Below are 16,199 nucleotides of genomic sequence, written 5' to 3' on the forward strand. Positions count from 1 at the left end.
TGTATGAAGCCTGTGTTTTAGGATGAATATATTGAACTCATTTTAAAACGGCATTTGAGGGCTCGTATTATTTTTTCTAAATTTATTAGTTAAGATTATTCGACAATTATATAAATAATCATTTAAAGTATAAAATATACACATCTTAGGGAGGGCATATATGTGAAGAAGTGGATGAAAATTGTTCTTTACTCTTTACTAGGTATTTTACTTATAGGAAGTATTACGTTTTTGACTTGGTCTCAGTTTACTTATAAACCAACGAAAGAGGCTTTGTCGTTAGTAGATGATAAAAAAGATGAAGGTAATATAGTATTTGGAGAGAAAGATGCTAAAATAGGGGTTATTTTTTATCAAGGAGCTAAAGTAGAAGCTGAGGCTTATAGTTACTTAGGAAAAGCTCTTGCAAAAGAGGGGCATGTTGTAGTAATGCCTAAGTTACCATTAAATTTAGCGATACTTGGAATCAATGCAGTAGACAGTGTAATTGAACAGTATCCTGAAGTTCAAAAATGGTATGTTGCGGGGCATTCAATGGGAGGAGCTATGATTTCTAAGTATGCCTTTCAACATGAAGACAAGGTAGACGGGATCATTTTCTTAGGTTCGTATCCTGCAGATGATTTCTCTACTAAATCGATTCCAATGTTATCAATTTATGGGGAAGTAGATGCTTTAGCAACTGTAGAAAAAATAGAGAGCAATAAAAAGTTAATGTCAAAGAATACAGCTATGCACATGATAAAAGGCGGAAACCATGCTCATTTTGGCATGTATGGTGAGCAAAAAGGTGATAATGCGAGCTTAATTACGTCAAAAGCACAACGAGATGAAACAGTGAAAGTAATTGAAGAATGGTTATTAAAACAATGATAGCGAATGTAATAAATTTACCGAAAGGATTCTCCCATCTCAAGCATGTGTAGGAAGATAGCCTAACGGTAGGTGGGAGAGATAATAAAGAGCCAACTCGTACGAATTGGCTCTTTTATTTATTTGCTATCTCCAATTGGCCCCTTATTTTCTCCGGAATGTCCTTTTCAGAAATAATGTCGTAGGAATAGACATACTTACCTTTCACATGAATTTTTAAGTAAGTTTTTCTTATAAAATCATTAGGAGTGTTCGTTCCTACTTTATATTCCTTCTCATTCCTTAATTCATCAACACCTTTTAGCGAGTACATAGCTCTTCCTTTATGATGGTAATCTGGAACGCCATATTCCTCCGTAATAGCGTATACATTTTTTTCTTCAGCAATCGGATTAAATCTGTCTAAATCTCCGCGTAATATGAAAGGTAGTAAGTATATAGGGAGGCCTATTCCTATTATGTAAAGTACAAATTTCTTCATGATTGTTTCTCCTTTTACGTATTTACGTTTTTCAGTATAGAAAAAACTTCTTATGAATATAGCGGGGAATTTCTTAAGTTTTTCTTAAAAAATTTTTTTAAGTAAGGTTATTTTAACCAAAATTTTCATGAAAATACCTTTAAAAAGAACGTAAGTTCGTATATAATGAGAACGAATGTTCTTTCGTGAGGAGTGATAACCTTGTATGATTATTCTCTTTTACCGAATCGTATTATTTTATGTGTAGATCTTCGTAGCTTTTATGCAAGTGTATCCTGCATTAAAAAAGGACTTGATCCACGATATACAAAATTGGCTGTCGTAGGAGATGTAAACCGTAGTGGATCAATCGTATTAGCGGCAACACCGCCATTAAAAGCGTTAGGAATTAAGAAAATGGCACGGTTGTACGAAATACCGAAGCGGCCAGATATTATTATTGTGAATCCGATTATGCATACGTATATGAAGTGTTCAACTTACATAACAGGCTTAGCTTTACAGTATGTTGCGCCGGAAGATTTTCATCAATATAGTATCGATGAGTTTTTCATGGATATGACTGCAAGTATTCATTTATTTGTGAGTAATCCGTGCGAGTTTGCATTAAAGTTCAAGCGAGAAATATATGAACGTACACGGATTGAAAGTACGATTGGTATTGGTCCGAATTTATTATTGAGTAAAGTAGCGATGGATGTTGAGGCGAAAAAGAATAAAGATGGAATAGAACAGTGGACGTATGACGATATACCCGAGAAGTTATGGAGTATTAGACCACTCAGTAAATTTTGGGGTATATCGTATAAAACTGAAATGAAATTGAATCGAAAAGGTATACATACAATTGGAGAATTAGCTCAGTATCCTTTGAAATATTTAAAGCAATCTTTCGGTGTAATAGGGGAAGAATTACATCTACATAGTAACGGGATTGATTTTAGCAGAATAGCAGAGAAATACGTTCCAGCGACAACATCTATAGCGAAAAGCCAAATATTATTACGGATTATTCGATAGAAGAGTTCATAGTTATTTTATTAGAGCATATAGAAGAAGTTTGTTATAGGTTGAGAAGGGAAAAGAAATACGCGCAAACGATACATTTTTCAGTCGGGTATAGCAAGGAATACGGAGGAGGAATAAAAAAAGCATATACGTTAAACAGAGCAACAAATTTAACGATGGATATTTACAACGTTTGTACATATTTTTTATACGAACGGCATACAGGAGAGCCGATTCGCTCGATAAGTCTTTCCTTAACAAATTTAATACATGAAGGAGAAGAGCAAATTTCGCTTTTCGATAACATTATACAAAGAGAAAAAGAAATGAGATTAACGAAGGTTATGGACGAAATTCGAACACGATTTGGTAAGAACAGTATTTTACGTGGGGTTTCTTACACAAGCGTCGCAACAGCAAGATATAGAAACACATTACTAGGAGGGCACAAATCGTGAAGAATGCTAATATGCCAAAAGGAAGAGGAATGGTAAAGTGGCAACCGTTTGCTAGTATGCCAGAACAGTTCGTCTGTATTAAAGAAATGATACAGGAGCAAACAAAAGTCCCGCGTCCAATTTTAACGCAAGATGCAAAAGAAAGGATTGAAAATAAGCTGTTAATTTCATATTTAGGTGAAGAAGAGGTTTTACTTACATATTATAAAGAGGGCTATCTATATAAAAATTACATAACAGTAGCTGATATAAATCCATTAAATAAGACGATTACTTGTACCGATGCTTTTCATAATCAAAGGATGTTTAAGTTTGTTGATGTAATTGAAGTGAATTAGAGGGGGAGAAATAAAAAATCATCTCTTCCTAACTTAATTATATCATGTAAATCAAGTTCGAAATAGACTGTTTATTCTCATTTACTACTGCTACAATCAAGAACACACACATAGTAAGGAGAGATGTTACATGAGTTCTTTCGTTCTCGATTTTCAGGAAATAGAAAAAACGCAGCTTTCGCTCGTTGGCGGAAAAGGATTGAATTTAGGGGCATTATCAAACATTCAAGGTATACAAGTGCCAGAAGGTTTTTGTGTTACAACGGTAGGGTATGAAAAGACCATCGAGCAAAATGACGAGCTTCAAACTTTGTTGCAGCAGCTAACAAAGTTGAAAATGGAAGAGCGATCCCAAATCGGTGGAATTAGTAAGAAGATTAGAGAAGTCATTATGGCAGTAGAAATCCCTTCTGAAGTAGTGGAAGCGGTAGCTCATTATCTCTCACGTTTTGGAAATGAACATGCGTATGCCGTGCGTTCTAGTGCTACGGCTGAAGATTTACCGTATGCCTCATTTGCTGGTCAACAAGATACGTATTTAAATATTATCGGAGAAGAAGCGATTTTGCAGCATGTAAGAAAGTGCTGGGCTTCTTTATTTACAGAGCGAGCAGTTATGTACCGCATGCAAAATGATTTTGAACATAATCAAGTTTCTATATGTGTTGTCGTTCAAAAAATGGTTTTCCCTGAGGCTTCGGGCATTTTATTTACTGCTGATCCGGTTACTTCTAACCGAAAGATAGTATCAATCGATGCCAGTTTTGGACTTGGTGAGGCATTAGTATCAGGACTGGTCTCTGCCGATAATTATAAAGTAAAAGAAGGCAAAATTACCGGAAAGATGATAGCAACTAAAAAATTAGCTATTTATGCTTTAAAAGATGGCGGAACGGAGACGAAACAGATTGATCCGGCTCTGCAAAAGCTTCAAACATTGTCTGAACCACAAATATTACAACTAGCACAGATTGGAAGACAGATTGAAGCTTATTTTGGTTGTCCGCAAGATATTGAATGGTGTTTAGTGGATGATACATTTTATATTGTCCAAAGTCGCCCAATCACGACTTTATATCCAATACCAGAAGTAAATGATGGGGAAAATCATGTGTATGTATCGGTTGGTCACCAGCAAATGATGACCGACCCCTTGAAGCCATTAGGAATGTCTTTATTCCAGTTAACATCTTTTGGACAGAGGTTTCAAGCTGGAGGAAGGTTGTTTGTTGATGTTGCACAAAGATTGGCTTCGCCTACTAGTAGAGAACTTTTATTAAATATGATAGGGAGTTCGGAACCGCTTATTAAAGATGCATTAACAACTGTAGTCGAGCGAGATGATTTTATTACATTGTTACCAGATGATGAAAAAGAAAAGAGTGTTGGTAAAAGTGGACCACCTGCAAGTTCACAACCAAAAATCGAAAACAATCGAGCAATCGTTACGGATTTAATAAAGATGAATCAAGCATCAATCGAAGAGTTAAAACGAAACATGCAAACGAAATCAGGGGTGGATGTACTTGATTTTATTTTGGAAGATATGCAGCAATTAAAGAAAATATTATTTCATCCGCAAAGTATGGCTGTCATTATGGCAGGTATGGATGCTTCAACATGGATCAATGAAAAAATGGAGCAATGGCTAGGCGAAAAGAATGCAGCAGACACACTTTCTCAATCAGTACAAAACAATATTACGTCTGAAATGGGGCTAGCATTACTCGATGTTGCTGATGTGATTCGGCCATATCCAGAAGTTATTGCGTATTTACAACATGTAGAAAATGATAACTTTTTAGATGAATTCGTTCAATTTAAAGGCGGAGAAAAAGCTAGAGATGCCATTCTAACTTTTCTAAATAAATACGGAATGAGATGCAGCGGAGAAATCGACATTACGAAAACGCGCTGGAGTGAAAAGCCAACAACCATTATCCCGATGATTTTAAATAATATAAGAGATTTTGAAGATGGTGCTAGTAAACGGAAATTTGAAGAAGGACTGCAGGAAGCTTTGAAAAAAGAAGAAGAGTTAGTAGATCGATTGCAGCATTTGCCGGATGGTAAACAAAAAGTAGAAGAGACGAAGCGAATGATTCGTAACATCCGGAATTTTATCGGTTATCGTGAATATCCAAAATACGGTATGATTAATCGCTATTTTATATATAAGCAGGCAATATTGAAAGAAGCCGAGCAACTCGTGCAAAATAAAGTTATTGATGAAGTAGAAGATATATACTATCTAACTTTTGAAGAACTTCACGAAGTTGTCCTTACGAATAAACTAGATTACGAGCTTATTCATAAACAAAAAAATGATTACAAATTATATGAAAAACTAACGCCTCCACGTGTAATGACGTCTGATGGAGAAATCATTACTGGGAAGTACAAACGAGAAAATCTCCCGGCTGAAGCAATCGTAGGTCTGCCTGTTTCTTCAGGAGTGATTGAGGGGAGAGCACGCGTTATTTTAAATATGGAAGATGCGAATTTAGAAGATGGAGATTTATTAGTTACTGCCTTTACTGATCCTGGCTGGACACCATTGTTTGTGTCTATAAAAGGGTTAGTCACTGAAGTTGGCGGACTGATGACACACGGAGCAGTTATTGCACGTGAATATGGATTACCAGCAGTCGTCGGGGTAGAGAATGCTACGAAATTAATAAAAGACGGACAACGAATTCGGGTACATGGAACAGAAGGCTATATTGAAGTGTTGTAATGAAATAAAAGATCATCCGCTATTATAGTGGATGATCTTTTATTATATAGCGGACTTATTTCTTTAAACCAGCCGCATAAAAAGGTCCATGAACTGCGATTGTTGATAAAATACGAGCAATCTCCTCAGGTGTTTCTTTTTGTCCGTTATTTAACCATTGTTGAATGACACCTATATGAGCAGATGCCATATAAGAAGCTAAGTATTGGCTTGGGACAAGTAAATTCTCCTTATTAATGAGAGGACCATTCGTATCTTCAAATAGTGTTTTCCACATAAAGTCTTTCAGTTTCGTTTGGAAAGATAAATCTCCTTTTGGGCTTAGTACAGCTTTCATAAAATCACTATTTTCATTTAGAAATTCAAGAATAGAAGCGATAAGTATAAATGGCATTGTTGGGGAAGGGCTTGATCCAAGATCAGCAATAACTTCCGGTAATCTCTGTTTAGCAATGCTAGAAAATTCATACATAATTTCTTCTTGGCATTTTGTCATTAAATCAAATTTATCTTGGTAATGTGTATAAAATGTACCACGATTTATGTTTGCTTTCGTAGTAATATCTTTCACTGTAATGGCGTCAAAACCTTTTTCCTCAATTAATTCCACTAATGCATTTCGTATGGCAGTTTTCGTACGAATAACACGTAAATCTAAATTACTATCGCGCAAAGTATGTCCCTCCTTAATTTTAGCCAACACATTTCAAGGATGTGTCTTATAACCGACACATTCACGATTTTTGATTATTGTATAAGGTTCAACTCGAACATATAATTCAAATATAAATAAACAACACGTTGTTGGTTATTATAAATCAAATTAAAGGAGGAGAAAAGAAAATGTTTAAAAACAAACTTTTATTGTTATCTCCAGTTATTGCACTACTTGTTGTTTTTATTTTTTCATTAACATTATTTCCAACCGTTCAACCTAAGCCGAAAAACTTACCAATCGCAATTGTAAATGAGGATCAAGGAGTAGAAATTCCGAATCAACCGAAGATGAATATGGGGCAAACGATTGTTGATAATATGAAAAAGACATCAAAATCAGAGGAAGAACCTGCGGTAAAGTGGGTAGAAGTGCAAAATAAAGAAGCAGTTCAAAAAGGCTTAAATAATCAAGAATATTATGCAGCATTGGTTATTCCGAAAGACTTTAGCACAAAACAAGCATCATTACGAACACCACAGCCATCTTCGCCAGAGGTAGAAATATTCATCAATCAAGGAATGAATACAGCAGCATCAACTATGGCAGGACAAATGTTAAATGCGATCGTTGATAATATGAACAATACTGTTCGTACACAACTATTAGAAGGATTGAAAGCAAAAGGAGCTACATTAACAGCAGACCAAGTTTCAAATGTAGTAACACCTATTACGAAGAAAGTGACAAATGTGAATGAAATCGGCAAAAATAGTGCGAACGGTAACTCGCCAATGTCTTTATTCCAGCCGTTATGGATTGCAAGTTTAGCGAGCGCAGCAATTATCTTTATTGCGATAAGTAAAACGCAAGTGGGTACAAGAAAAGAGAACTTCGTATTGAAACTAAAACAAATAGTAACAGGAGCAATTGCTACACTTGTAATTGGATTTGGTCTTACATGGATTGCGGATGGAATGGTAGGATTAAATATCCCGAATTTCACGGATACGGCTTTGTTCTTATCCATTACTTCTTTTTGTTTCTTCTTAATGATTTCTGCGGTGCTTTCATTAGTTGGACTAAAGGGTATAGGTATATTCGCTCTATTACTTTTCTTTGGGGCACCGCTATTAGCATTAGCGCCTGAAATGATGTCACCATTTTATCAAGATTGGGTGTACGCATGGTTGCCAATGCGATTTATGATTGAAGGGCTTAGAGAAATATTCTTCTTTGGAAAAGGATTAGCTTGGAATACTCCTCTTACTGTACTCGTTTGGATTGGTGTAGTAAGCGTGGTTATTATACTTGGAACAGCTTTCAAACGTAGTGTAGTAAAGGAGCAAAAAACTGAAGTGAATGCATAAAAATAAGTAAAGGAAAAACCGTTTCACTAGTAGTGGAGCGGTTTTTATGTTGAAATACAAGTAAGGGTACAAAATATATTGATATAATGAAAGGAAGTTAGTTATTTGTGAAACTAACTGTCACTTAGCTAGGCTTGATATGAAGGGATCCTACTGTAAAATCTGTTGTACTATATAATTATTATCTCTGATATACTTTAGTTTTGTTAGTTTTTCTACATTTTCTACCATAAAATGTGAAATCGTAGAGGGTGTTGCAAAGTTAACAAAACATAAACATGCAAAAAAAATGCAGAAGAAATATAGTACTCGAAGTTATCTCTAAAAAGTAAGAATCTCATAATAATGTTCTTTTAAGATGATATAAACAAAATAGACTAGTTTAAAATTGGACGTATGAAAAAGGAATGAGGGGAAGAGCAAAATGAAGCAGATTTCAATTTTAATAGCGGATGATGAGGTGGAAATTGCTGAATTAATTGGGATACATTTAGAGAAAGAAGGTTATCATGTTGTGAAAGCTACTGATGGAGAAGAAGCTGTTCTTATTATTCAATCGCAACCAATTGATTTAGTTATTTTAGATATTATGATGCCAAAAATGGATGGTTATGAAGTAACGCGACAAATTCGTGTGAAGTATAATATGCCAATCATTTTTCTAAGCGCGAAAACATCTGATTTTGATAAGGTGACAGGTCTTGTACTAGGTGCGGATGATTATATGACAAAGCCTTTTGCCCCAATTGAATTAGTTGCGCGTGTAAATGCACAACTACGTCGATTTCTTACGTTAAATCAACCGAAAGTAGAGGAGAACAAATCCGTTTTAGAAGTAGGCGGAGTGGTTATTAATCTTGAGCAACGAAAGCTAAATGTATACGGAGAACAAATTGAATTAACCCCCAAAAGAGTTTGATATTTTATATTTATTAGTGAGCCATCCGAAAAAAGTGTACAGTGTGGAAAATATCCTTCAGCAAGTGTGGGCGGATGATTATTATGATGGGGGAAGTACAGTTGCGGTACATATTCGTACTTTACGAAAAAAAATTGGGGAGGATACAAGAAAGAATAAGTTAATAAAAACGGTATGGGGGGTAGGTTATACTTTCAATGGCTAACATGATGAGAAGTTTTCGTTTTAAAATGATTGCTTTGTTTGCGCTAAGCATGGTGTTAGCAGCTGGCGGAACATATATAATCTATAAAGTATTACAGCTTTATTATAGAACGATGGTACATTACGAAGATTACTTAGCCCAATTTAGACCAATCGTAGATATTAAATTCTTTTTAATGTGTTTTATCCCACTATCTGTTGTATTCTTTTTCTTTTTAACAAAACCATACTTAAAATATTTTAATGAAATTTCTAATGGTATTCACCATCTTGCTAACGGTGATTTTACAAAGAAAGTTCATATTACTTCAAATGATGAATTTGGCGAGATTGCGCGTGAAATTAATATAGCGAGTGAAAAATTAAAAGAGGCGGTTGAGAGAGGTGATTTTGCAGAAAGTAGTAAAGATCAGCTCATTGTTAACTTAGCACATGATTTAAGAACGCCTTTAACATCAGTTTTAGGTTATTTAGATTTAATTCTTAAAGATGAGAATTTGTCAAAGGAGCAGATTAAACGTTTTTCTATGATTGCATTTGCGAAATCGCAGCGACTTGAAAGTTTAATTGATGAGTTATTTGAAATTACGCGAATGAATTATGGCGTGCTAAAGTTAGAAAAAAAAACAATTAATATAAGTGAGCTGCTTATACAGTTAGATGAGGAATTGTATCCATTATTGGAGAAACATCATTTAGAAGATAGGTTGAATGTTAATCCTCATTTATATATTTACGGTGACGGGAATTTGTTAGCTCGAGTATTTGAAAATCTTGTAACAAATGCAGTTAGATACGGAGATAATGGACAATTTGTTGATATGAATGGATATATTGATAATGGAGAGGTTATCGTACAAATTATTAATTACGGAGATAGCATTCCAGAAGAAGATTTGCCTTATCTTTTTGACATGCTTTATACAGGTGATAAAGCAAGAACAGGGCAGCAGGGCGGTACGGGCCTTGGGTTATTTATTGCTAAAAATATTGTTGAACAGCATAATGGGACGATTTCAGCAGAAAGTAATATAATTAGAACAATATTTGAAGTAAGATTGCCAAAAAAAGAGAGTTCAAGAATTTAATAAAAATTTAATGTTTACCCCGCTTTTTATTTAACTAGTTTTTTCTATCCTATACGTAGGTTAGGTCAAGGAGGAACTGGTAATGAAAAAGTGGGGCTTTTTATATTGTACATAGTATTTACGGGGCTTTATATATCAAAAACTATTAAAGAAGAGGACATACAGTTTCTAAAAATAAAACACATGAAAAAGTGAGGATATTATGAAGAAAGCAAAAAAACTAGTCATCGTTGGTGTAATTACAATTGGTTTAGGGGTCGGGTCTTATATGACATTTGCAGGAGAATCTGAACCAGTTAAAACTTATAAAATATATGAAGTGACAGAAAAACAAATAGAGAATGAGCAAAAATTAGGTGGCGAAGTTATCCCAAATGGTATAGAAGCAATTTCATTCGATCCAACAAAAGGTACGAATGAATTAGCTGTTAAAAAAGGTGATGAAGTAAAAAAGGACAGCTTCTTTTTAAATATAATGACCCTATTACTAAACAAGGTGTAACAAAAGCGGAAATGCAAAAGAAAATCGCACAAAAAGAAGTAACATTGCATCAGAAACAAATGGATGCAGCGAAGCAGAAACTAAAAAAAGATAAAAACGCTGGCCTTCCTGAGGAAGCGTTAAAAGCATCAGAAATCGAAGTGCAACAATTAGAATCGCAACTTGAAATGAAAAAGTTTGAAGTAGAAAAAGCTGATGAAATAATTAAATCAGCAAAAGAGAAAGTGAACACACTTTCTGTAACGAGCCCGGCTGATGGTGTAATTGATGGCATTGTCAAAAATAATGATGCTGGTATGAGCGGAATTACGCTTCGTCACGCTGGTCCATTTAAAGTAAAAGGCCAACTGTCTGAATATGAGCTTGCGAGTGTGAAGATTGGGCAAGAAGTAACAGTTTCATCAAAAACTGTATCTAGTAAGACGTGGACAGGAAAAGTTACAGAAATCGGATCCACACCATTAAAAAATATGGATGAAAATAAAACAGTTTCCAGCTATCCATTCACTGTTACATTGAACGATAGTGAAGGATTACAAATCGGTTTCCACGTAAACGTGACAAACAAAACAGGTGAAGCAACAGGTACAATCGTTCCGAAAAGCAGTATGGTGAAAAAAGGTGACAAAGATGTTGTCTTCGTTGTAAAAGATGGAAAAGTGAAAGAACAAGTGGTTACGGTTGAATTTGAAACGAATCATGAAGCAAAAGTTTCTGGAGTGAAAAAAGGTGTACAAATTATCTCTGAACCTATGAAAAATGTAAAAGATGGTATGGAGGTTAACACAAAATGATTCATTTAAAAGGCATCATGAAATCTTTTCAAAACGGTACAGAGTCCGTCCAAATATTACATGGAATCGATATAATACTGAACCAGGGGGAATTCACTTCCATTATGGGACCATCTGGTTCTGGTAAGTCAACCTTAATGAACATTATCGGTTGTTTAGATAAACCAACGGCAGATACGTATGAGCTAGCTGGTCAAAATATTTCAACCATGTCTGAAACAGAACTTGCACACGTTCGTAATAAAGAAATCGGCTTTGTATTTCAAAATTTCATGTTACTACCAAGGCTTACAGCACTTCAAAATGTAGAATTACCTCTTATTTATGCAGGAGTTGATAAAAAAGAAAGACGTGAGCGTTCGTTAGCTGCTTTAACGAAAGTTGGGTTAGCTGACCGTGCTACCCATCTTCCAAGTGAGCTATCAGGTGGTCAAAAACAGCGCGTTGCTGTAGCGCGTGCGATTGTAAATAATCCGAAATTTATTTTAGCCGATGAACCAACTGGTGCACTTGATACGAAAACGAGTGAACAAATTATGGAGCTCTTTTACGAATTAAATAAACAAGGTTCAACGATTATTATGATTACTCACGATCGTGAAATCGGAGAAGCAGCAGTACGTCAAATTGTAATTCGTGACGGCAATATCGTACAAGATTGGAGAGAATAAATTTGAATACGAATGAAAATATACGCATGGCCATATCTTCTATTTTTGCGCATAAAATGCGATCTATATTAACAATGCTAGGCATTATTATTGGAATCAGTGCAATTATTACAATTATTTCAATGGGAGATGGACAGACTGCAAAGATGCAAAAGGAACTTGCAGAGAATCAGCATATGGATGAACTTAAAATAGAATACTTCAACCCGGATTCTCCGACAGAAAAAGCAAAAATTACACCACATATGGTAAAGCAATTGCAAGTGATACGAGGTGTAAAAGATGTGTATCCCAATGTGCATATGGACGTAAAAGTATATACGGGATCAAAAAATGTTTCCTTTAGTTTAAATGGGGGAACAGGAAACTTTATGCAGGACTCTAAAATGAAAATGGTACATGGGCGAGAGTTAACACCGGATGAACTAAAAAAGCCAATTCCTGTTGTAATTGTAGCTGAAGATTTATTTAAAACACTATTTGATAATTGGAAAGATGATTTGTATATAGATATAAAAGGAAAACCATATAAGGTTGTTGGGGTGTACAAATATGAAGACGGTTTTCAACGTCAATTTAAATTGTATGAAGGATATACATCTATCGACAATGCACCTTTAATTGCAGGGATTGAGGAATACGATACAGTGAAAATTAAGTTAACTTCTCCAAGTGAGCGAGAGGCTGTAGAAAAACAAGCTATATCTGTATTGGATGAATTGAAATCCCCAGAATTTGAGCATTCTTTTACAGTCGAGGATACGAAAGCATATGGTCAAAAAATAGAAGAGTCAACACGAACGATGAAAATAGTATTTGCTAGTATTGCTGGAATTTCCTTAATCGTAGGTGGTATTGGTGTGATGAATATCATGCTTGTATCCGTTACAGAGCGTACACGTGAAATAGGTATTCGAAAAGCGCTCGGTGCAACGAGAGGAAAAATATTAACACAATTTCTCATCGAAGCATGTATTTTAACGTCATTAGGCGGGACGGTTGGTTTTGGATTAGGTATGTTTTTTGCTTGGATCGCTTCGTCAATAGGTGAATGGCCACTAGTTATTTCTGTAAGTCTTGGATTACTCTCAGTTGGAATATCGATGTCAATTGGTATTGTCTTTGGCATACTGCCGGCTAATAAAGCGGCTAAATTGGATCCGATTGAGTGTCTGCGGTATGAATAAGTGAAAAGGGTAATTTTTTAGTAAGGTGTTTTCAAAAAAGAGTAAATACTCCTGCGAGTATTCACTCTTTTTTTCAACAAATCATTGATGTAATGTCTTCCATTTCTGGAGGGATGGCTGGTGACCTTATCTAGCATTGCCCTTTGTAATATTTTGCATCAATCATTTCCTGGAGGTTAAGATAAATGAATTTATTTAATATAGTTCAACGTAACATACGGCGTAATTTTAAAGAGTATATACTCTATTTTGTATCGTTAGCTTCAAGTATGCTTATCTATTTTATATTTGCATCACTTCGATATAGTACTCAAATAAAAAAAGAAATGGTTAATAATGTGATGATTAATAGTGTTCTTCAATCTTCAAAAGTGATTCTCATTATTTTTATAGCTATATTTATTATTTATTCTACTAATTTTTTTATAAGGAAACGAAAAAAAGAGGTAGGATTATATTCTTTACTAGGAATAACTAAAAAACAAATTGGTACGATGTTATTTTGTGAGACTATGATAATGGGAGGCGTTGCTTTAGTAGTTGGCATACTGATTGGCAGTATGAGTTTTAAGTTATTTTTAGAACTGCTAATGAGTTTAATGAAATTAAATGTACCTATTCATTTCGAGTTATCTATAAAAGCGATAATAGACACGTTCATCGTCTTTTTATCTATTTTATTATATACAGCATGGAAAAACTCTCGCATTATTTATAAATTTCCATTGATTGAAATGTTTCAAGCTAATCATCAAGGAGAACGGATGCCAAAAGGTTCTGTACCTAGGGCGTATATAGGTCTTATTTTAATGGGATTAGGATATATACTAGCAGGCTTCTTCCGTGAAGTAGTAAATATTGTGCGGAATCCCATTGATCCTATGAACCCTATTATAAATCCTATAATGATTCCAGTTTTTATTTTGTTTTTAGTTGTTTTTGGGACATATTTTCTATTCACTTCTTATACAGTTATTGTTTTAAAGAAAATTAGAAGTAAAAGAGAAATATTTTATAGCGGTATAAATATAATAAACATTTCGCAATTACTATACCGAGTAAAAGGAAACGCTAAGTTACTTGCAATAATTGCTATATTAAGCGCTACAGCTTTAACTGCAATTAGTACAGTCGCAGCAGGGTATTATGTAGGGCAATCTGAAACAAATGGAGATTTTATGCAACTGTATGGAGTTGCGTTATTTATTGGAAGTTTTTTAGGGGTTATATTTGTATTGGCGACAGGTTCAATTATATATTATAAACAATTATCTGAAGCGTATGCTAATCAGAGATATTATGAAACTCTTCGTAAAATAGGTGTTACGAAAAAAGAGGTAAGAAAGTCAATTTCGAAGCAAGTTAGCTTTAGTTTTATTTCACCTCTAATAGTCGGACTTGTTCATAGCTTATTTGCGATACCAATAATAAACAACATGCCTATATATAACATCATTATTCCTATTTTAATTAGTAGTGGTGCATATTGTATAATTTATGTTGGATATTATGTGTTAACTATTTATTCGTATTTTAAAATTGTGTATAAATAAAATGGAATGATACGTGTAATAGATAAAAAACGGTTCACTAATAGTGAACCGTTTTTTTTGTGAACTCATTATTACTCTATAAGAAAATAAAGCAGTGATAGATAGGTTCTTCAATATTTTAAAGGTAATCGAAGAGTTTGGATTTGCGGTTCTTTTTTGTATACATGCTCCTACTATTTCAAAATGCATAAAATGTTATGCGAAATAATGGAGGGGATACGATGTATAATTCGAATTATGATAATTGGTATAGACAGAATGATAAGCTAATTAGTGATATTGAAAAAGCTATAAACGGAGAGTATAGCGCTATAAGCTGCTATGCAAAATTAGCTAACATGGCTCCAAATCAAGTAGAACAAAAACAAATTCTTGAAATCCGTAATGATGAAATAAGGCATTTTCATCATTTTGTACAAATCTATACGAATTTAACTGGCAGACAGCCGAAACCACAGATTACGGAAAATTGCCCTAATACGTACTTACAGGGATTAGAGTTCGCTATACAAGATGAGCAAAAGACCGTAGATTTTTACTTGGAAATTTCAGATGAAGCAGCAGATGCATCTATGAAAGAGTTATTGCGCAGAATAGCTGCAGATGAACAAAATCATGCGGTGTGGTTTTTATATTATTTTGTGAAGTCGAAGTGAGTGTTCAAAATGAATGGCTGATGTGCTGAACATATTAGAAATTATTTTAAAACGCAGTGCAATAATTTAATGAAAAACTTAAATGTAAGTAGAAAGAAACCGTTTCATAAGTAGTGGGACGGTTTTTTCGCGGTGAAATACAAGTTACATAGGTATCGACAAAATATAGTAGTTGAATTTGGTATATAATGTATGGAACGAAAATAAATAAGCTAGGAGCAAACAAATGAAAAGAGGAATTTTTGTAGATATTCCAAATGAAAATGATAATTTACTTTGGAAAGTGTTAAAGCCAATTGATATTACTTCATTTGATTGGCGAGTGGAAAACGAGGAATCTTATTTCATATTGCCTGATGGATTAGGAACAGAATTATTTTCAGAAGATAACAAGGTAATGAGTGGATTAGAATTGAAAAAATTAATAAAAGACAACATATATTATCTCATTTTTGCAGATTTAAAAGCGTATCCAAAAGGAGAGGAAGTAGTAGATATTGAAACATATGAAGAATTTAAAGAGAGTAAGTGTAAAGTAGTCGTATTAGTAGCGGATGGTGATTACATACAGGTTTATGCGAAAAACCAAGAAGAGATTGAAATGATGTATGAAAACGCAATTGATCAAGGGTTTTATGTTGAATATGTTACAGACGAGAATGATGGAAGGACTCGTATGTCAGTATGGTAGTAATTTGAAGGGGG

The 16,199-nt window shown here is 34.3% G+C and carries 12 protein-coding genes and 3 pseudogenes; 13 read left to right on the forward strand and 2 right to left on the reverse strand.

What is annotated here, in order from left to right; translation table 11 throughout:
• Positions 1-162: 162 nt before the first annotated feature.
• The gene (locus DN408_RS28260; protein ID WP_002185483.1) at positions 163-873 is read left to right on the forward strand and encodes an alpha/beta hydrolase; all 711 of its coding nucleotides are present in this window, start codon (positions 163-165) and stop codon (positions 871-873) included.
• Positions 874-988: 115 nt separating this feature from the next.
• On the opposite strand, the gene DN408_RS28265 is transcribed toward DN408_RS28260, so the two are convergent.
• Positions 989-1,354, reverse strand: coding sequence for a YxeA family protein (locus tag DN408_RS28265; protein WP_002168073.1), 366 nt, complete (start codon positions 1,352-1,354; stop codon positions 989-991).
• Positions 1,355-1,555: 201 nt separating this feature from the next.
• Between DN408_RS28265 and DN408_RS28270 the strand changes: the two are divergent.
• The 3 genes and pseudogenes from DN408_RS28270 (at position 1,556) to ppsA (ending at position 5,895) form a co-directional block, all read left to right on the forward strand.
• Positions 1,556-2,820: pseudogene (locus DN408_RS28270) on the forward strand (Y-family DNA polymerase).
• Complete coding sequence (locus DN408_RS28275) at positions 2,817-3,158, forward strand: YolD-like family protein (RefSeq protein ID WP_002165494.1); 342 nt, start codon at positions 2,817-2,819, stop codon at positions 3,156-3,158. Before DN408_RS28270 ends, DN408_RS28275 begins: the two are co-directional and overlap by 4 nt.
• Positions 3,159-3,288: 130 nt before the next feature.
• Positions 3,289-5,895, forward strand: coding sequence for a phosphoenolpyruvate synthase (gene ppsA, locus DN408_RS28280; RefSeq protein WP_147740474.1), 2,607 nt, complete (start codon positions 3,289-3,291; stop codon positions 5,893-5,895).
• A 55-nt stretch (positions 5,896-5,950) separates the two neighbouring features.
• On the opposite strand, the gene DN408_RS28285 is transcribed toward ppsA, so the two are convergent.
• A complete protein-coding gene (locus tag DN408_RS28285; protein ID WP_002084688.1) occupies positions 5,951-6,568 on the reverse strand; it encodes a TetR/AcrR family transcriptional regulator in 618 nt (205 codons plus the stop codon).
• 170 nt (positions 6,569-6,738) lie between these two features.
• Between DN408_RS28285 and DN408_RS28290 the strand changes: the two genes are divergently transcribed.
• From DN408_RS28290 to DN408_RS28335, 9 genes and pseudogenes are all read left to right on the forward strand, one after another.
• Positions 6,739-7,920: a YhgE/Pip domain-containing protein gene (locus DN408_RS28290; RefSeq protein ID WP_016127223.1), complete on the forward strand. Its 1,182-nt coding sequence runs from the start codon at positions 6,739-6,741 to the stop codon at positions 7,918-7,920.
• A gap of 424 nt (positions 7,921-8,344) precedes the next feature.
• Positions 8,345-9,044, forward strand: a pseudogene (locus DN408_RS28295) (response regulator transcription factor).
• The gene (locus DN408_RS28300) at positions 9,037-10,131 is read left to right on the forward strand and encodes a HAMP domain-containing sensor histidine kinase (RefSeq protein WP_147740475.1); all 1,095 of its coding nucleotides are present in this window, start codon (positions 9,037-9,039) and stop codon (positions 10,129-10,131) included. Before DN408_RS28295 ends, DN408_RS28300 begins: the two are co-directional and overlap by 8 nt.
• A 202-nt stretch (positions 10,132-10,333) precedes the next feature.
• Positions 10,334-11,427, forward strand: a pseudogene (locus tag DN408_RS28310) (efflux RND transporter periplasmic adaptor subunit).
• On the forward strand, positions 11,424-12,098 hold the full coding sequence (locus DN408_RS28315; RefSeq protein ID WP_078178908.1) for an ABC transporter ATP-binding protein: 675 nt from the start codon (positions 11,424-11,426) through the stop codon (positions 12,096-12,098). The pseudogene DN408_RS28310 and the gene DN408_RS28315 overlap by 4 nt, the downstream one beginning before the upstream one ends.
• 2 nt (positions 12,099-12,100) lie before the next feature.
• Entirely contained in the window at positions 12,101-13,285 is a 1,185-nt protein-coding gene (locus DN408_RS28320; RefSeq protein WP_033730761.1) for an ABC transporter permease, read from the forward strand.
• Between the two features lie 185 nt (positions 13,286-13,470).
• Entirely contained in the window at positions 13,471-14,838 is a 1,368-nt protein-coding gene (locus tag DN408_RS28325; protein ID WP_078206970.1) for an FtsX-like permease family protein, read from the forward strand.
• 221 nt (positions 14,839-15,059) lie between these two features.
• Positions 15,060-15,494 (forward strand): ferritin-like domain-containing protein, encoded by a 435-nt coding sequence (locus DN408_RS28330; RefSeq protein WP_002013647.1) that lies wholly within the window; start codon positions 15,060-15,062, stop codon positions 15,492-15,494.
• A 226-nt stretch (positions 15,495-15,720) separates the two neighbouring features.
• Positions 15,721-16,185, forward strand: coding sequence for a DUF2691 family protein (locus DN408_RS28335; protein ID WP_003190057.1), 465 nt, complete (start codon positions 15,721-15,723; stop codon positions 16,183-16,185).
• Positions 16,186-16,199 lie beyond the last annotated feature (14 nt).

Source organism: Bacillus sp. AR13-1 (genome assembly GCF_008042285.1).
Taxonomy (GTDB): domain Bacteria; phylum Bacillota; class Bacilli; order Bacillales; family Bacillaceae_G; genus Bacillus_A; species Bacillus_A mycoides.